Here is a 17,613-nt window from a genome sequence, read left to right on the forward strand (position 1 = left end):
CTCAAGCTACAGGCGGGCATTGGGGAAAGCATCCATTACACCGACAATGCCCCAACTTTTGATTGATCACTGCTATGGCGTTCTGCGAACGCCAGGGCATACCCGTCCTCGCCGACCGCGCCTACATGGGAGCCGGCCCGTGGGTGACGACACCGCTCAGACGCCCACCCGGCCGCGGGTTGCCACCGACTCAGCAAACGCTCAACCGCGCGCTCTCGGCGGCGCGGGCACCGGTGGAACGAGGTGTGGCCCGTCTGAAGTCCTGGCGCATCTTCCGCAGGGCTCGGTGCAGCCCGAATCGAATGTCGTCAATCGCCGCGCCGTCCTCACCTTGGAGCGGCAACCCTGAAAGAGCTCACTCCATGGACACGGCCCCTTACGCGTCCCACCACTTGGGCCCGGATTGTCCGTACTGCGTACAACCGCCCCCGTTCCCCCCTCACGACACCCTTGAGAGACGGCCCGTCCGCCACCGGCGCCTCGCTGGCCTCCACACCAGGTCACCTCCGGGACTGGCGGGCAAGGTGACGCTGCAGATCGATATGACGAAACTGGTGGACGGGTCCCACCTGGCGCAGAATGCCTCGGCTTCGGGCGTCGTCGAGAAAGGCCATGAGGTCGGGCGGGAATCCCTCGTACCGGGCGAGATGGCTTTGCGTGAGGACGAAGAGGATGTACGACGTCTGCCGGAGGGCGCCCAGCATTGCCCCCAGCAGGGCATAGAGGCAGGCGAACGTCGCCACGCCGAAGATTCCGGAACCGCCGGTCAGGGTGAGGGGTGCGACCGACAGGCCGAAGACCACAAGGAAGACCCCACCGGTCATCAGTGTCATCGTGCCGGTCGCCTCGCGGTCTTGACGCAGGACGGTTTCGGGTCCCACCACCGTGGCCAGATCGGGTGTCTGGACGGACAGACCGAAACCGATGCCGCCGGCGAGCCCGGTAACCAGGGCGATGGACAAGCCGATCTCGGCGATCACCGTCCACGTGGAGGCGTCCGCTCCCCACTGCGACGGCATCGCCGCGCTCACGCACGCTGCGATGCCCGTGAGCACCAGACTGAGCAGCAGCGCCGCCAGACAACCGGACCGGCTCCATGCCCAGGCCAGCCGTCCGCCGGGGGTCGCGGCCGCTTCCCTCAGGCTGACGCGGGCGGCGTAGGAGAGACCCAGGAAGAGTCCCAGCCTGGCGCCGCTCTCAAGTGCCTCGCCGGTAAAGGTAAGGGGGTTGGCCCAGTCCACCGGCTGGATGGTGACGACGACGTACGTGAGCACCCCCTGCGTCATCGCGCCGATCAGTGCGCCGGTCAGCCCCAGGGCCAGGATCCGCGCGGCTCCCAGTGACCGGAACCTCGCCGCCGTCCGACGGAAGGTCGAGAAGCCCAGGAACACGACGATCGCTATGCCTGCGAGGTCGCCGCACCTCCACAGAACTGGGCCGTCGGAGGGTGCAACGAGCGTCACCAAGGCGCACGCGATCGCCACCAGGGCCGGGCGGGCCCCGGCCACCGTCAGCGCGGTCAGGAGCCCGAAATACAGGCCCAGCGAGAGGCAGTAGAGGATGTCACCCTGTGCCCCGTAGGTCAGCGACGCCGTCGCGCTGGCGGTGAGCGTGGCCGTCACCAGGACGGCACCGCCCAGGACGAGGGCGACGAATCGCGCCGCCCGGCGCGCCGGCAGGAGGGACCTCAGCCTCCACCAGGCGATGTCGGGAGCTCCGCCCTGGTCGTCCTCCAGATGCCGGGCGATCCGGGTCAGGACTCGGTGTGCCTGCGGGGCGTCGGTTCCGTACACGCTGGGGAGGAAACTCCCGAGCAGGTGCTCGTCCACCTCGTCCCTCGTGCGGAACCGGCCGTCCTGGCAGAGTCCCGCCGGGTCTGGCGGCAGGGTGCGGCCCGGATAACCCGGCTCCAGGGAGGAGCGGTAGAACCTGCGCGCGAGGAACAGGCCCAACGGGGTGCTCAGGGCCTGCCCGACGGGACTTTGCGTGCCGAGTTGGGCCACCACCGGCGCCCAGCGCCGTGCCTCCTCGGTGCCGGGCCTACCCCGGAGGTACCTGGCCGCGTCAGCGGCGTCCATGGGCAGAATGGTGATCCCCGCCGCCCCGTACACGCCGATGGCGACGTCAGCGGCGTGAACGGCCTCGCGGAACTCCGCGAGGCGGCTGGAGAGCACCAGCGGGGCCGTGATCCAGGGTTCGTCGTTGACGGCGGCCAGCACCCTGGCACGCAGACCGACCGGCAACTCGTCGAAGCCGTCGAGGATCGGCAGGATCCGCTGCCCCTGGAGCAGCGCCTCGGCCAGATCGGCGGCGCCGTGCGTCGCCGGACCGGCCGGCGGGAGAGCGGTCAGTCCTGGATAGCTGAGGCGGAGTTGACGGACCATCAAGTCCATCAGGGTGGTGTCCTCCGGGTGCCAGGAACCGAGGTTGAAGAGCACCGGAACACGTTTCTCGGGGGCCGCGTCCCAGTTGTCGAGCAGATGCAGCAGAAGACGGTTCAGGAGCGTCGTCTTGCCCGCTCCGGGCTCCCCGAGGAGCAGCAGCCGCCGCGCCGGTGTCCTGTCACTGAACACCTCGCCGATCTCCTCGTCGCGGCCGGACAGGCCGGCGGCTGTGGACGGCCAACCGGCGGAGTTCTCGGGGCGAGCGCCGGGCCACTCGGCCGCGATGGACCGCAGGTTCGACCAGTCGTGGACGAAATCGAAGTCCGCGGCAGCCCAGGTGACCGGCATTGGAGCGAAGCCGTCCCGCCCACGGGTCCCCGTCTCGGCCTTCCGCTGGTGCCGCACGAGGTCGGCCAGGTCGCGGGCCGCGGACTCCATGTCGCTCGCCCGTACGGCGTCGAACCCCTCGAGTTGGAACGCCTTCCAGGCCAGGTACAAGGAGGGCAGCGTGGGCAGTGTCACGTTCAGCGTCGATATGACGCCGAGTTTCCCCACGTAGGCCATGAGCAACGCGGAGCATGCCCCGCCCATCACCAACGCCCAGTACCACCGACCGACACGCCCCCGTCCGGACGCCCCCGCATCTGCCATGTCACCATGGTGTCGGACCGCGCCGCTCGACGGCGGAATATCCGCGTTTTCCAGGACTGCCTCTCGGCTGCCAAAGAGCAGCCGCCCCATGTCACCCCGAGAGCGGCCGTCTCGCAGACGACCGGCCAGGAGAAGGTCCCTGAGCGGAAAGTGCACCGACGTCACCGCGCGGCTCCCGTACAGAACCCAGGCGTACAGGGCACCGACGCTCCACGACAGGGACATGCACCGTGTCCGCCCTCCGGATCCGGATCGCCTCCCCTGCACCCCGTGTACCACCGGCCTCCCAGATGTACAGCCCACCTCCTTACGCGCCGCCACGCTGGTGGCGGGCCCGGCACGGCCGCAACGCTGGGCCCCTGCACACCCCACCCACACCGCCGTCGCCCACTCGACCCTCCCGCCCCGCGGACAACGTCGGGTGGTGAAGTCGCCGCAGCACGGGACTACCCGGGCAGCGCGGTCAACTGCCCCCGGTTTCCCACACGATGGAGCGCATGGGGCCGGGGATGGCGCCTGGAACAGCTCGGCTCCTGCACGAACGTCAACGCCCGGACCGGCGGGGTGCCGGGCCGGGCGCTGCGCTGAGATCTAACACGAAGAGCATCAACTCTTGAAATAATGTCATCTATATTGCGGAAAAGGGGCACCCTTGCCAGTCACTGGGTTCGGGTTGGGGTGGCCGGGCACTCGCTCCAGCACGAGATGGCGTTCTCACACCCCGACACCCGGTCGTGCGACCAGGCGGCCCGTTTACAACAGCCTGCCCTGCTCGTAGGGGCCAACGACCGGTCCCAGTTCGCGCACCTCGTCTCCGGTGACGTCCTTCCACCAGGTGGCGAAGATCCGCCGGTGGCACCATTGCTGGGGGTCGGAGAGGTCCTCAAAGCAGAGCAGGACCAGTCGGTGGTCCTGTTCCGCATTCACGATCTCCCGGAGCCGCTCGGCGATCCTCGCCGGGCCGAGCTGGTCGAGGTCGGCCCGGTATGCCGCGGCGAACTCGGGCAGCGGCTTGCTGAAATACGCTTTTTGCGGTGCGAGTTCACGGACCGAGTGGGTGAGGGTGTAGGGGAGTTTGAATCGCGGGGACCCGAGGGTTATGCGGACGGGCACTCCTTGCGCCGGCTGGAATTGCTGGTACCGGTTCGTGAAGAGGGTGAGCAAGCTGCTTCCTTTCGCGGGTTGCACATCATGCGTCAACGCCCGGAATTCTCCGGGCGTTGATTGCTGAAGGAATTGAGGGAACCGATATCCGGCCCCTCAGCCCTCCTTACTTGCCGGCCGGGGCCGCGGTCTTCTTGGCCGCCGGGGTGGCGGGCTCAGCCTGCTCCCGGGCGGGGGCCGCCTTGCGGGCAGGGGCCTTGGCCGCTGCCGTGGTCTTGGACCGAGGAGTCGCGGGCTTCGGCGCCGCCTTCTTGGCCGCGCCCGCGGGCTTGGCTCCGCCTTCAGGCTTGGCCGTCTTCTGCTGTGCGGCCTCCTGCTGTACCTCGGTCGCCGCCTTGTTGAACTCGGCCGCCATGGCCCGCTGGACGCCCTGGGCCTTGCTCAGCAGGTTCCGCACCTGCTGCACCTGGCTGTAGATCTTGCCGACGACGCGCACGTAGCGGTCGAGGTCGGTGCCGAGGATGACGGCCAGATCCTCGGGCTTCTTCGCGCCAAGTTCCTCAAAGAGGGGAATCAGAATGTCCTCGGCCTTGCCCAAGCCGTCCTTGGCCTTCGCCCTGGCCTTCTTCCGCTGCTCCTGCACCTCCTCGCTGGGCGGCTGCTCGTTGGTGAGGGAGGTCTGCTTCTCCATCATCTTCAGCCCGTTGGCGAAGTGCTGGGCCTCGGCCTCGCTGTCGAAGTCGCCGCGCACGTACCGCATGGCCGCCACCATCTGATTGGCCGGGCTGAGCTGGGCGATGTGCCAGGCCAGGTTGTTCTTGATCTGGCCCTCGTCGACCATCTTGGCGACCTCGGGACGCAGGGTGAGCAGGCCCAGCCGCCAAGTGATGTGGGTCTCCGTCTTGCCGAACTGCTTGGCAATCTTGGCGGGGGTCCAGCCGGCCGCCTTCAGGTCGGCGTACGCACCGGCCTCCTCCATGATCGTCATGTCCTCGCGGTTGACGTTCTCAGCGATGCTGAGGACGTACGCCTTCTCCTCGTCGGCGTTCTTGATGACCTTGGCCGGGATGGTCTCCAAGCCGGCCTCCTTGCAAGACCGCCACCGCCGCTCGCCCGCGATCAGCACGTAGGGAGCCTCGACGCTCTCGGTCGGACGGACGACGACCGGCTGCAGGAGGCCGTTCTCCTTGATGCTGCCGGCCAGCTCCTTCAGCTTCGCCTCGTCGAAGAACTTGCGGGGCTGGTCGGGGTTGGGGACGATCTCCGAGATCTTGAGGTTGACGAACATTTCCCACGCCTTTCCGAATTCGAAGGAAAGCCGTCCTTTTCGGCTTCCCCTTTTTCCTTGTGCTTATATCTTAATCGCATACACCTCTAAAGCAAGTGGGTCATTCTTTTTAATTCGAGGAATTCAATTCGAAATTCGCGAACTCGATTTCCCCGAGCGAGAGCCCGCCCGAGCAGCCGCACCAAGGAGGCATTACCGGCGCGGCGCCAGAAAACGGAGCGGAGCCCGCCGCGGCCTTGCGACCGCGACGGGCTCCGCTCCCATCCGCACACCCCGATGGCCGCGTTGACGCGGCCGCTCCTCGCGGGCGGGGCGCGGGGGGTCGGCCACCCGCGAGGAGCAGGGAAGGACGCCACTCGCGCGACGCCGCCGATACAGGGTTCCTGCGACTGCTGGGCCCGTTCGGCACGCCTGAACATACACGAGCACTTCAACAATGTCATCTATCTCTGGAGGCGGGTGAACCAGCCGGAAGTTCGAGGGTGTCACTCGTCACGCAACTCGCCATCCAGACCCTGACGGCCGATCACCGCTTGAGCCTCCAGCACCCTGCGCGCTTCCGTCAGCGCCTTCGCACTCGCCCCGCCCCGCAGCACCTGTGGCGGCCTCTTGGCCAACTCGGCGATCCGCCGCTCGTCCAGCTCGGACATGAAATTCCTCCCGTAAACGGCGAACACGCCGCCATGACCCCGCGATCGGGCCTTCCCGCCCGCCCGTGAGCCGCGGGCGGCGAGGAGTGGATGTGGCGCCCACCCCGCCCACCTCACTCCTTCACGGAAACCATCCAGCAAACCGCATAACCCATCCGACCTGCGATGTACTGTAAATGTCAAGCGGTTACTATGCGTTGAGCATATGCCGGAGAGGGGAGCGGGGACATGGCAGACACCTCGGGTTCGCACGAACTCATGAGCCTGAGCGCGAAGTTGATGGCCTTGTTCCGTCTGCGCCGCGACCCGGACGGGTTCATCCCCAGCGCCCACGACGTTGCAAAGGCGACGTCAAAGTCCCGGCCCGGCAAACCAGTTGTATCCCACGGTCAGGTCAACAGCCTTCTGAACGGCTCTAGTTGCAACCCCCGGTCCTCCACCGTCACCGCACTCTCCCTGGCGCTCGACGCCCCGGCCGCTTTCCTGCTGCCCGGGACCGAATGGGACGACCTCACCGCGCTGACCGTCTACCGGCAGCGACCTGAGGCGCGTGAGGTACTGCGCTTAATGCAGGACCTCGAAGTGCAGGACATCGTTGAAATCAAGTCGATGCTCAGGAAGATGCGCCGGGAGGCAGGACTGTCCGAAGACGTCCCGGCGCTCCCCCCTCCACCTCCTGGTGTCGACCAACCTCGCGAGGGCCGGCCACGCCGCCGCCTGAGCCTGAACGAAGCCGCTGAGAGGGCAGCGGCCGACCTGGAAGGACGCTGAACCCTTGGACACCCCCCTCTTCAGCGCGAGCGCCCTGCTCATCGCACTCGCCACGGCCACCTACCTCACCTACGCTCCCCACCCCCCACACGCGGAGCCGGACCCCGCAGCCCTCCGCGCGCGCGTCGTGCTGTGTGCGAGCGCCTTCGCCAGTGCGTTCCTGCTGGTTCCCCCCGTCGCCGAAGCCGTGGACGAGGTGACCGGCCACGGCGGTGCGGGCGCTCTCCTATGGGCTCTGACCAGCGGACTGACCATTCTCAGCATGCAACTTGTGACGGTGAGCTGGTGGCTGCCCACCATCGGCGTACGCAGAGCCGTTGTGGCCCACATCGTCTTCTTCTGCTGTGTCATGGCCGTGCTGGTCTGGGAGTTCCAGTACATCCGCGCCTCATCCGCCCAGCTGTTCTCCGCACCCCAGGGCGACGGCATGGAGGCCGCCTTCGTGCTGACGCACCTCGGCTTCCTGGACGTCATGGCCACCGCTGTTAGCCTGCAATACATCCTCCTGGCCTACGCCGCCTGGCGGCGCAGACCCGTCGCAGCTGCCGGCCTCGCCGTCACTGCCGTGGGATCCGTGCTGGGTCTGGCCTACTCCGGCACCCGCACAGGCATCACCATCGCCCGCCTCGCGGGGTGGACGTGGCCGTCCATCGTGGAAACGCACATCGTGCCCATCACCGGCGCCCTGGCGGCGCTCTTCGTCACCGTGGGAATCACGCTGCCCACGGTCGCGAAGCGGGTTCTGCCGCCGCGCGTCCGACCGGCAACGGACAGGGGCGTGAAGGACAGAGCCGTCAGGCGGATTGCTCTTCCGTAGAAGGCGCCGAGTCCCACGTCCGCCACTTCAAGGTCACCCGGTCGTCGTCCACGGTGCGCGAGCCCCTGGACGCGGCCGGGTACACAAGCACCTGCTCCAGCATCAGGGCCACCACACCCTGCTTCGCCACCAGCGGGGCGTGCTTCCACCAGCGCACCAGATCCGGCACGACCCCCACTGGCACGTGCTTGACCCGCTCCAGGACCCGCGCCCGCGCCCGGAGCGCGTTGCCCTGCGCCGCCAGCTCCTTGTCGGCCGCCTTGAACGCGCTCAGCGACAAACCCGAGGAGCGGGCGTAGTCCTCACCCAGCTGCGTCTGCCGACGTTTGACGTCATCTGCCTTCTCACGCAGCTCTACCGCCTCGGCCAGCAGCTGGTCGCGTGCCTGCTCGATCAGCGCGCTGACCTCCGGCTTGGCCAGCTCAGCCAGCACATGCTCGGCGACGTACTCCTCCAGCAGGTCTGCTTTGATCCGTACCCGCCCGCAGCCGCCGGGGTGCTGCCTGGTGCTGGGCTTGCAGCGGTAGCCGCGGCTGCCCGCGTTGGAGGGAGAGGCACCAAGAGGGTGCGCGCACAATCCGCACGAAGAGTTCTCGCCGCTGAGCAGGTACTCCTGCTGCGGCGCCCGGCTCGCCTCTGATTGGTATTTGGGCCGCATCTGGCGGATCGTCCGGAATTGAGCGGGCGGGATCAGCTCCGGGCCCCCGGAGGGCAGCAGGTTGCCCTCCTCGTCCTCGTAGAGCCCGGCGATGGACGGGTTGTCCAGGACATTGGCCAGGCCGACCGGATTCCACTCATTGCCCAGGGTCGTGCGGTGCCCCTCCGCGTTCAGCCAAGTCGTGATCGCCTCGTAGGGCTGGCCAGCCTCCCGCCGGTTCGCAGCCTCCTGCAGCGACGGCACTTCGTCGCCCTTGGGCCTTCTGCATGCGGCATCCGCGAACCCGTACAACCTCGGCACAGAATCTCCCCAGCCTTCTCCGACCCCGATGCACCTCGCATGCTAACGAAGATAGGTCACTTTGTTGCAAAGGGCATACCTATACCAGCAAGCTGACGCGCGCACCCGAGCCCCGAGACACCGGCTACGCCTGGGTGCTCTCAACGCCAAGGAGCTTCCACAGTTCCGCCGTCGGCACCCGGGTCTTCCCGCCCAGCGCAAGCGTCCGGACCGGGAAAGTCCCGTTGCGGATCAACTCGTACGCCTTGTCCCGGCCGATCCCGAGGGCACGGCTGGCAGTCACCACGTTGACCGTGGCCGGAAGAGACAGCAGCTCCTCCAGGCCCATCGCCCCGGCAGAAACCTGCCCGCCCGCTTCCTGAGCAGTCATGTCGTTGGTCGCAATCTCCCCCGCGCCAACTCGCAGGCGACTTTACCTCAGTGTCCGACAACCCCCGCAAGATCAAAAAAGAGCACGCAAGACACGTACACACACGCACAACACCGACTGGTTGCGGGCCAGTCGACAGCAGGGGGTCGGATGTTCGAGCCGAGCTACTACCGGCGATGCCAGTGCAAGGGGCCACTCAAAGACAAGGACGGCAAGCCCAAACTCAACCCAGACGGCTCCCCCAAGATCGGATCCATCGGCACCACCTGCCCAAAACTCGGGCCGAAGCACGGCACATGGGCCTTCTACTTCGAACTCGAACCCGACGAGAACGGCGACCGGCAGCGCGTACGCCGCGGAGGCTTCGCCAAGAAGGACGACGCCAAGGCGAAGGCGAAGGAACTCTACGACGCCGCCATGGCCGGCACCGATGTGCTCTCCGACGAGACGTGCGGCACCTTCTTCCTCCGCTGGATCAAAGCGAAGAAGTCCCTTGCCCGCACCACCCGCCACGGCTACGAGGAGCACATCAACAACTACCTGCTCCCCTACCTCGGACACATCAAGCGCCGCGACCTCAAGGTCCGCCACCTCGACCGCATGTACGACGCGATCGAGAAGGACAACGCCGAGCGGATCCTGCACCGCCTGCGAGTCCAGGAACTTCAGCAAGCCCGCGACGAGGCCCATCGGGCCTGGGCCAGAACCGCCGGCTACGCCAAGAAGGAAGAGCGGCGCGAGAAGCGCAAGGCCTTCCTCGAAGCCAACAAAGCCCTGCGCGAGGGCCGTAAGGGCCTGCGCAAGGTCACCTCCCCCGCGACCATGCACCGCATCAACGACACGCTCTCCTCGGCCCTCTCCTGGGGCATCAAGAGCGAGCAGGCCTTCGCCAAGAACTGGGCACAGCTCGTAGAGCTCCCCCCGGTCACCCGGCCCAAGCCCCTGGTCTGGACGCCCGAGCGCATCGAGCACTGGAAGCGCACCGGCGACAAGCCCGGCCCGGTCATGGTCTGGACGCCAGAACTGACCGGCCAGTTCCTCGACTTCGTCAAGACCGACTGGCTCTACGAGCTCTGGCACACGTTCATCTTCGTCGGCCCCCGCCGCGGCGAGATGGCCGCGCTGCCCTGGACGGAGGTCAGCACCGATGCGCTCTGGATGCGGATCTCCCAGCAGATCGTGGAAGTCGCCTACCAGCTGTACGGCGAAACACCGAAGGCCGACAGCGTCCGCACCGTCACACTGAGCCTGGAGTCCGGCGAGAACCTCGCCGCCTTCCGCGCCAAGCAGCAACGCATGCGCCGCGAGTGGCGCGACGCCTACGTCGAATCAGGCCGCGTGTGGACGCACGAGAACGGCGAGGCACTCCACCCCGACTGGATATCCCGACGCTTCACCCGCCTCGTCGAGCTGTCCGGCCTGCCCCCGGTCCGCCTCCACGACCTGCGCCACCTCGCCGCCACCCTGTCCCTGCTCGCCGGCAACGACATCAAGGTCGTCCAGGAAAAGCTCGGCCACTCCTCACGCCAGATCACCTCCGACACCTACACCAGCGTGCTGCCCGAAATGATGCGCGCCGAGGCCGAGTCCGTCATGGCCGTCGTTCCCCGCGACATCCCCTTCGACGTTCGCACCCCTCTGCTGGTCCCCGAGACGGCCTGGCAGGACGGCCTTGCCACCCTCTTCGCACACGGCGCACGCCAGTCGGGCAACACCTGGGCCGTCGGAGCACAGACCCGGCCGGACTCCGACCTCCTCGGCATGGTCACGCTCACCGGCCGCGGCCAGGACGACGCCGCCAACGCGGCCGTGCGGTGGATACGCGATCACTGCGTCGCGAACGGCCTCGAGCTGATCCGAGTCGAGAACTTCAACGACCGCTACCCGCCGGAGCAGCAGGCGGACTTCTCGCTCACACGCTTCACGGTCGGCCGCCCCGACTCCCCCGACGCGGAGGGCTGGGCCCTGCCGACGGGCCTGCCGACGGAAGGCACACGGGTCGGCCGCCGGTCGCGCAAGAGAGCTCAGAAGGCCGCCTGATGGCCACCTCGTCCACTGATCCTGCTCCGCGTCCACTGTGCGTCCACTGGATCTTGATCTGAACGTATGAACGGGGGTCACCACCCTGGAGTGGCGACCCCCGCTCGTACGTTTGTGCAGGTAGAAACGGTTCTGCCCGCGTAGCGACTGGTGGGGCGGGTGGGACTCGAACCCACGGCCGACGGATTATGAGTCCGCTGCTCTAACCGGCTGAGCTACCGCCCCGTGCGGCGTGTCGCGCACATTTGTGCGCGCCGTCTGCCGCAGCATAGCCGCTCATACGATCTCCTGCTTCGGATGGTCGGCATCACATGACCATGAAGACTTTGGCGTGCCCCGCGCGGTTCCCGCGGACATGAAAAAGGACCCCAGAGGGGTCCTCTTCCGTTGCTCTCCCGACTGGACTCGAACCAGTAACCTGCCGGTTAACAGCCGGCTGCTCTGCCAATTGAGCTACAGGAGACCGAGCTCCCCCGACTGGACTCGAACCAGTAACCTGCCGGTTAACAGCCGGCTGCTCTGCCAATTGAGCTACGGAGGATTGATCTCGTTGCATCGAACGCACCTACCTGGGTATTCGCCAGGGGGCGTGCGCTCGCTGCGACACATACATTAGCGCAAGCAGGGGGGTGCTCCGCCAATCGGTTCCCTCCGCACCGATGCCGACGCAAGGGAAGGGTGGCCGTCATGCGCTACCGGCTCACATTCGTCGCCGGACTGGCCCTGGGGTACGTGCTCGGCACGCGCGCCGGGCGCGAGCGCTACGAACAGCTGAAGAAGTCCGCGCGCCAGGTCGCGCAGAACCCCGCGGTGCGCAACACCGCGGAGAGCGCGGCCCAGCAGAGCCGCGAGTTCGCGGGCAAGGCGTACCACGCGGTGAGCGAGAAGGTGGGCGACCACGTCCCCGACTCGGTGGCCGACCGGGTGCGGTCGCTGCGCGAGCGGAACACCAACGGCACCGGCGAGGACGACTGGGGCACCAGCAACACCTAGCCACCCAGTCGGCTCACCGGCCGCACCGGCCGCACCGGCCGCACCGGGCGAATATCCATCGGCACCACCGGGCTGACACCGGGGCCACGTCCTGCCGTCTGCGGCCGCCCGGCGCGGTCATGCCCCGGCGTACGGCAGAATTTCCGCCATGGGGATAGTCGCCGGGTTGGACAGTTCGCCCGATTTCACTCGTATCGTCGTCTGTGACTCGGACACGGGTGCCGTGCTGAGGCAGGGGTATGCGCCGCATCCGGTGGAGGGTGCCGAAGGCGGCGGGCGTCCTTCCGACGTGGATCCGCAGGCCTGGCTGCTGTCCCTGGGCGAGGCGGCCGGCGGCGGGCTGCTCGAAGGTGTGCAGGCCATCGGCGTCTCCGCGCAGCAGAACGGGCTGGTCCCGCTGGATGTGCAGGGCAACACGGTGCGGCCGGCGCTCGTCGGCGGGGACAAGCGGGCGCAGGTCGCGGCCGCCGATCTCGTGGACGCGCTCGGGGGCCGCGAGGCGTGGGCGCAGGCCGTGGGCTGTGTGCCGCAGGCCGCGCAGCCGGTGACCAAGCTGCGCTGGCTGAACAAGAACGAACCCGAGGCCGCGCTGCGCACCACCATGCTGATGCAGGCGCACGACTGGCTGGTGTGGCAGCTGCTCGGGCGGCCCGTGAGACGCACCACCGACCGGGGCGGGGCCTCCGGGACCGGGTACTGGTCCGCGGCCACCGGCGCCTACCGGCAGGATCTCGTCGAGCTGGCGCTCGGGCACCAGGCCGCGCTGCCGGACGTGCTCGGCCCGTCCGAGGCGGCGGGGACCACTCCCGAGGGGCTGCTGATCTCCGCCGGGACCGGCGAGACCATGGCCGCGGCCTTCGGGCTCGGGATCGGGCTCGGCGACGCGGTGGTGTCGCTGGGGGCCTCCGGGTCCGTGATGGCCGTACACCCCGAGGCGCTGGTGGACTCCTCCGGGATGATCACCTCCCTGGCGGACGCGACCGGGATGCATCTGCCGGTCGTGACCACGCTCAATGCCGTACGGGCGCTGCGCGGCGCCGCCGAGCTGCTGGGCGTGCCCGACCTGGAGGGCCTGTCCGACCTGGCGATGAAGTCGACGCCGGGCGCTCACGGGCTCGTACTGCTGCCGTATCTGGAGGGCGAGCGGACCCCGAATCTGCCGCACACGGCGGGGACGCTGGCGGGGCTGCGGCGGGAGTCGATGCGGCCCGAGCATCTGGCGCGGGCCGCCTTCGAGGGCATGCTGTGCGGGCTCGCGGACGCGCTGGACGTGCTGCGCGGGCGGGGTGTCGACGTACGGCGGATCTTCCTGCTGGGACCGACCGCCGAGCTGCCCGCCGTGCAGGCCGTGGCGCCCGCGCTGTTCGGCGCGCAGGTCGTCGTACCGCAGCCCGCGGACTACGCGGCGCTCGGCGCGGCCCGGCAGGCGGCCTGGGCGCTCGGGGCCTCACAGGGCACGCTCGACCCGCGGCTGCCTCCCGTCTGGCAGGGTGCGGTCGCGCAGGTGCTGGAGCCCGGTGAGGAACTCGCCGTGGGGCAGGCCGTACGACAGCAGTACGTGTCCGTACGGGAACAAGCGCATCCGGGGGCATTTCGGGCGTGACACTCCCCCACCGGCGTACGCCTCCGGTCTGAGGCCGGGTCCGCCTTTGGCCCGCACTTGGGTTAATCAGTTGAGGTAACACGGGTGGAGTGTTCGACGATAGGGGGTGGTGCACCACCGATCGCCCGCCGATCATCGATTGATCGCCGATCGATCGGCGACTGATCGCCCTGACGTCGACGATTCCGAGAGACCCCGCGTGCTCATACGACTGCTTCGGACCTACCTCAGTCCGTACAAGAAGCCCATCGCCCTGCTGGTGCTGCTGCAGTTCCTGCAGACCTGCGCCACCCTCTACTTGCCCACTCTGAACGCGCACATCATCGACAACGGTGTCGTGAAGGGGGACACGGGATACATCCTGTCCTTCGGCGCCGTGATGATCGGCATCTCGATGGCGCAGGTCGTCTGCAACATCGGTGCCGTGTACTTCGGCGCCCGTACGGCGTCGGCCGTCGGCCGGGACATCCGGGCCGCCGTCTTCGACCGTGTCCAGTCCTTCTCGGCGCGCGAGGTCGGCCAGTTCGGGGCACCCTCGCTGATCACCCGCACCACCAATGACGTCCAGCAGGTGCAGATGCTCGCCCTGATGACGTTCACGCTGCTGGTGTCGGCGCCGATCATGTGCGTGGGCGGCATCATCCTGGCCCTCGGCCTGGATGTGCCGCTGTCCGCGGTGCTGATCGCCGTGGTGCCGATCCTCGGCATCGGAGTGACTCTCATCGTGCGCAGGCTGCGCCCGCTGTTCCGGACCATGCAGGTCCGCCTGGACACCGTGAACCGGGTGCTGCGCGAGCAGATCACCGGCAACCGCGTGATCCGCGCCTTCGTGCGCGACGACTACGAGAAGGAGCGCTTCCGGGGCGCGAACACCGAGCTGACCGAGGTGTCGCTGGGCACCGGGCGGATGCTGGCGCTGATGTTCCCGATGGTCATGACGGTGGTGAACCTGTCGTCCATCGCGGTCGTCTGGTTCGGCGCCCATCGCATCGACAGCGGCGGCATGCAGATCGGCGACCTGACCGCGTTCCTCGCCTACCTCATGCAGATCGTGATGTCCGTGATGATGGCCACCTTCATGTTCATGATGGTGCCGCGCGCGGAGGTCTGTGCCGAGCGCATCCAGGAGGTTCTCGACACGAGCAGCAGCGTGGTCCCGCCGACCGCGCCCGTCGTCGAGCTGCGCCGCCACGGCCATCTGGAGATCCGCGAGGCCGGGTTCCGCTACCCGGGTGCCGAGGAGCCGGTCCTGAGGACCATCGACCTGGTGGCCCGGCCCGGCGAGGTGACCGCCGTGATCGGCTCCACCGGCAGCGGCAAGTCCACCCTGCTCGGCCTGGTCCCCCGCCTCTTCGACGCCACCGACGGCGAGGTGCTCGTCGACGGCGTGGACGTCGCGACCATCGAGCCGAAGCTGCTGGCCAGAACGGTAGGCCTGGTCCCGCAGAAGCCGTACCTGTTCGCGGGCACCGTGGCCACGAACCTCCGGTACGGCAATCCGGACGCGACCGACGAGGAGCTGTGGCACGCGCTGGAGGTGGCGCAGGCCAAGGGCTTCGTGGACCAGCTGGAGAACGGCCTGGACTCCCCGATCGCGCAGGGCGGCACGAACGTGTCCGGTGGTCAGCGCCAGCGCCTGGCCATCGCCCGTACGCTCGTCCAGCGCCCCGAGATCTATCTCTTCGACGACTCCTTCTCGGCGCTCGACTACGCGACCGACGCGGCACTGCGGGCGGCGCTCGCCGAGGAGACCGCCGAGGCGACCGTCGTGATCGTCGCCCAGCGGGTGTCGACCATCCGGGACGCCGACCGGATCGTGGTCCTCGACGAGGGCCGGGTCGTCGGCGCCGGGCGGCACCACGAACTGATGGCGGACAACGAGACCTACCGGGAGATCGTGCTCTCCCAGCTGACGGAAGCGGAGGCCGCCTGATGGCCGGGCCCATGGGACGCATGATGGCCGGGGGCGGCCCCGATCAGCACTCGATGGATTTCAAGGGGTCCGGCAAACGGCTCCTCTCCCAGTTCAAGCCCGAGCGCCTCACCATGTACGGCATGCTGTGCGCCGTCGTCCTGAGCGTGGCGCTCTCGGTGATCGGGCCGAAGATCCTCGGCAAGGCCACCGACCTGGTCTTCGCCGGAATCATCGGGCGGCAGATGCCGTCCGGCAGCACCAAGGCCGAGGTCCTCGCGTCCATGCGCGAGCGCGGCGAGGGCGGCATGGCCGACATGCTCTCGGGGACGGACTTCACCCCGGGCCAGGGCATCGACTTCGCCGCCGTCGGAAACGTACTGCTGCTCGCGCTCTGTACGTTCCTGCTGGCCGGCCTGCTGATGGCGGTGGCGACGCGGCTGGTGAACCGGGCCGTCAACAAGACCGTGTACCGCATGCGCGAGGACCTCCAGGCGAAGCTCTCCCGGCTGCCCCTGTCGTACTTCGACAAGCGGCAGCGCGGTGAGGTGCTCAGCCGCGCGACGAACGACATCGACAACATCCAGCAGACGCTGCAACAGTCGATGGGCCAGCTGGTCAACTCGCTGCTGACCATCGTGGGTGTGCTGGTGATGATGTTCTGGGTCTCGCCGCTGCTCGCGCTGGTCGCGCTGGTCACCGTGCCTTTGTCCTTCTTCGTCGCCACACGCGTCGGCAAGCGCTCGCAGCCGCACTTCGTGCAGCAGTGGCGCACCACCGGCAAGCTCAACGCGCACATCGAGGAGATGTACACCGGGCACAACCTGGTGAAGGTGTTCGGGCGCCAGGACGAGTCGGCGGCGCAGTTCGCCGAGCAGAACGAGAAGTTGTACGAGGCCGGGTTCAAGGCGCAGTTCAACAGCGGGGTCATGCAGCCGCTGATGATGTTCGTGTCGAACCTGAACTATGTGCTGGTGGCGGTGGTCGGCGGACTGCGTGTCGCGTCCGGCTCGCTGTCCATCGGTGACGTCCAGGCCTTCATCCAGTACTCCCGGCAGTTCTCGATGCCGCTGACGCAGGTGGCGTCGATGGCGAATCTGGTGCAGTCCGGTGTCGCGTCGGCGGAGCGGATCTTCGAGCTGCTGGACGCGGAGGAGCAGGAGGCCGACCCGGTGCCGGCGGCCCGTCCCGACGAGCTGCGCGGGCGGGTGGCCCTGCAGAACGTGTCGTTCCGGTACGACCCCGAGAAGCCGCTGATCGAGGATCTGTCGCTGAAGGTGGAGCCCGGGCACACGGTGGCGATCGTCGGCCCGACAGGTGCCGGCAAGACGACGCTGGTGAACCTGCTGATGCGGTTCTACGAAGTCACCGGGGGGCGCATCACCCTCGACGGTGTCGACATCGCGTCCATGTCCCGGGACGAACTCCGGGCCGGTATCGGCATGGTGCTCCAGGACACCTGGCTGTTCGGGGGGACGATCGCCGAGAACATCGCGTACGGGGCCTCGCGGGACGTCACGCGGGGGGAGATCGAGGAGGCGGCGCGGGCCGCGCACGCGGATCGGTTCGTCCGGACGCTGCCGGAGGGCTACGACACCGTGATCGACGACGAGGGGACGGGGGTCAGTGCGGGTGAGAAGCAGCTGATCACGATTGCCCGGGCGTTCCTGTCCGATCCGGTGATTCTGGTGCTGGACGAGGCGACGAGTTCCGTGGACACCCGTACGGAGGTTCTGATCCAGAAGGCGATGGCGAAGCTCGCGCATGGGCGGACCTCGTTCGTGATCGCGCATCGGTTGTCGACGATTCGGGATGCCGACACGATTCTGGTGATGGAGAACGGGTCGATCGTGGAGCAGGGCGCGCACACGGAGCTGCTGGCCGCCAACGGCGCGTACGCGCGCCTGTACCAGGCCCAGTTCGCCCAGGCGGTGGCTGAGGTCGACTAGGTTCGCCCCCGCCGCCCCTACCCCGGGTGCGGGTGGGTGGGGGCTGGTCCAAAAGATTGCGCAGTTCCCCGCGCCCCTAAAAGGGGCGCGGGGAACTGCGCATCTTTTAGCGGGGGTCTGGGG

13 protein-coding genes, 3 tRNA genes and 1 pseudogene are annotated in these 17,613 nt (G+C 68.0%); 8 read left to right on the forward strand and 9 right to left on the reverse strand.

Translation table 11 applies throughout. From position 1 onward, the window contains the following. Window positions 1-83 precede the first annotated feature (83 nt). A pseudogene (locus AB5J50_RS16875) lies at window positions 84-349 on the forward strand (transposase family protein); the annotation flags it as partial. Between the two features lie 151 nt (window positions 350-500). On the opposite strand, the gene AB5J50_RS16880 reads toward AB5J50_RS16875, so the two are convergent. The 4 genes from AB5J50_RS16880 to AB5J50_RS16895 form a co-directional block, all read right to left on the reverse strand. Beyond that, window positions 501-3,035 (reverse strand): NACHT domain-containing protein, encoded by a 2,535-nt coding sequence (locus AB5J50_RS16880; protein ID WP_369258911.1) that lies wholly within the window; start codon window positions 3,033-3,035, stop codon window positions 501-503. A gap of 753 nt (window positions 3,036-3,788) precedes the next feature. Continuing rightward, window positions 3,789-4,199, reverse strand: coding sequence for a hypothetical protein (locus tag AB5J50_RS16885; RefSeq protein WP_369258913.1), 411 nt, complete (start codon window positions 4,197-4,199; stop codon window positions 3,789-3,791). A 106-nt stretch (window positions 4,200-4,305) separates the two neighbouring features. After that, complete coding sequence (locus AB5J50_RS16890; RefSeq protein WP_369258915.1) at window positions 4,306-5,427, reverse strand: ParB/RepB/Spo0J family partition protein; 1,122 nt, start codon at window positions 5,425-5,427, stop codon at window positions 4,306-4,308. A gap of 485 nt (window positions 5,428-5,912) precedes the next feature. Further along, a complete protein-coding gene (locus tag AB5J50_RS16895; protein WP_369258917.1) occupies window positions 5,913-6,077 on the reverse strand; it encodes a hypothetical protein in 165 nt (54 codons plus the stop codon). A 228-nt stretch (window positions 6,078-6,305) separates the two neighbouring features. On the opposite strand from AB5J50_RS16895, the gene AB5J50_RS16900 reads away from it, so the two are divergent. Together AB5J50_RS16900 and AB5J50_RS16905 are read left to right on the forward strand one after the other, a co-directional pair. Then, complete coding sequence (locus tag AB5J50_RS16900) at window positions 6,306-6,848, forward strand: hypothetical protein (RefSeq protein WP_369258919.1); 543 nt, start codon at window positions 6,306-6,308, stop codon at window positions 6,846-6,848. A 4-nt stretch (window positions 6,849-6,852) separates the two neighbouring features. Beyond that, on the forward strand, window positions 6,853-7,665 hold the full coding sequence (locus AB5J50_RS16905; protein WP_369258921.1) for a hypothetical protein: 813 nt from the start codon (window positions 6,853-6,855) through the stop codon (window positions 7,663-7,665). Here AB5J50_RS16905 and AB5J50_RS16910 read toward each other — a convergent pair. Together AB5J50_RS16910 and AB5J50_RS16915 are read right to left on the reverse strand one after the other, a co-directional pair. Beyond that, window positions 7,643-8,566, reverse strand: coding sequence for a recombinase zinc beta ribbon domain-containing protein (locus tag AB5J50_RS16910; protein WP_369258923.1), 924 nt, complete (start codon window positions 8,564-8,566; stop codon window positions 7,643-7,645). The two genes, AB5J50_RS16905 and AB5J50_RS16910, sit on opposite strands and share 23 nt — an antisense overlap. A gap of 181 nt (window positions 8,567-8,747) precedes the next feature. Next, window positions 8,748-8,993 (reverse strand): DNA-binding protein, encoded by a 246-nt coding sequence (locus tag AB5J50_RS16915; protein ID WP_369258925.1) that lies wholly within the window; start codon window positions 8,991-8,993, stop codon window positions 8,748-8,750. Between the two features lie 150 nt (window positions 8,994-9,143). On the opposite strand from AB5J50_RS16915, the gene AB5J50_RS16920 reads away from it, so the two are divergent. Further along, complete coding sequence (locus tag AB5J50_RS16920; RefSeq protein WP_369258927.1) at window positions 9,144-11,033, forward strand: tyrosine-type recombinase/integrase; 1,890 nt, start codon at window positions 9,144-9,146, stop codon at window positions 11,031-11,033. A gap of 148 nt (window positions 11,034-11,181) precedes the next feature. On the opposite strand, the gene AB5J50_RS16925 is transcribed toward AB5J50_RS16920, so the two are convergent. The 3 genes from AB5J50_RS16925 to AB5J50_RS16935 form a co-directional block, all read right to left on the reverse strand. Next, a tRNA-Ile gene (locus tag AB5J50_RS16925) sits at window positions 11,182-11,258 on the reverse strand. A gap of 165 nt (window positions 11,259-11,423) precedes the next feature. Then, window positions 11,424-11,496, reverse strand: a tRNA-Asn gene (locus AB5J50_RS16930). Between the two features lie 5 nt (window positions 11,497-11,501). After that, window positions 11,502-11,574, reverse strand: a tRNA-Asn gene (locus tag AB5J50_RS16935). A 146-nt stretch (window positions 11,575-11,720) separates the two neighbouring features. Between AB5J50_RS16935 and AB5J50_RS16940 the strand changes: the two genes are divergently transcribed. From AB5J50_RS16940 to AB5J50_RS16955, 4 genes are all read left to right on the forward strand, one after another. After that, window positions 11,721-12,026, forward strand: a complete 306-nt coding sequence (locus tag AB5J50_RS16940; protein WP_327428523.1) for a YtxH domain-containing protein — start codon at window positions 11,721-11,723, stop codon at window positions 12,024-12,026. A gap of 148 nt (window positions 12,027-12,174) precedes the next feature. Then, window positions 12,175-13,629 (forward strand): FGGY family carbohydrate kinase, encoded by a 1,455-nt coding sequence (locus AB5J50_RS16945; protein ID WP_369258929.1) that lies wholly within the window; start codon window positions 12,175-12,177, stop codon window positions 13,627-13,629. 199 nt (window positions 13,630-13,828) lie between these two features. Continuing rightward, window positions 13,829-15,562 carry an ABC transporter ATP-binding protein gene (locus AB5J50_RS16950; protein ID WP_369258931.1) on the forward strand — a complete coding sequence of 578 codons (1,734 nt, stop codon included), beginning with the start codon at window positions 13,829-13,831 and terminating at the stop codon, window positions 15,560-15,562. Then, window positions 15,562-17,490 carry an ABC transporter ATP-binding protein gene (locus tag AB5J50_RS16955; protein ID WP_369258934.1) on the forward strand — a complete coding sequence of 643 codons (1,929 nt, stop codon included), beginning with the start codon at window positions 15,562-15,564 and terminating at the stop codon, window positions 17,488-17,490. Before AB5J50_RS16950 ends, AB5J50_RS16955 begins: the two co-directional genes overlap by 1 nt. The last annotated feature ends 123 nt before the right edge of the window (window positions 17,491-17,613 follow it).

It is taken from the genome of Streptomyces sp. R35 (genome assembly GCF_041053035.1).
Taxonomy (GTDB): Bacteria; Actinomycetota; Actinomycetes; order Streptomycetales; family Streptomycetaceae; genus Streptomyces; species Streptomyces lutosisoli.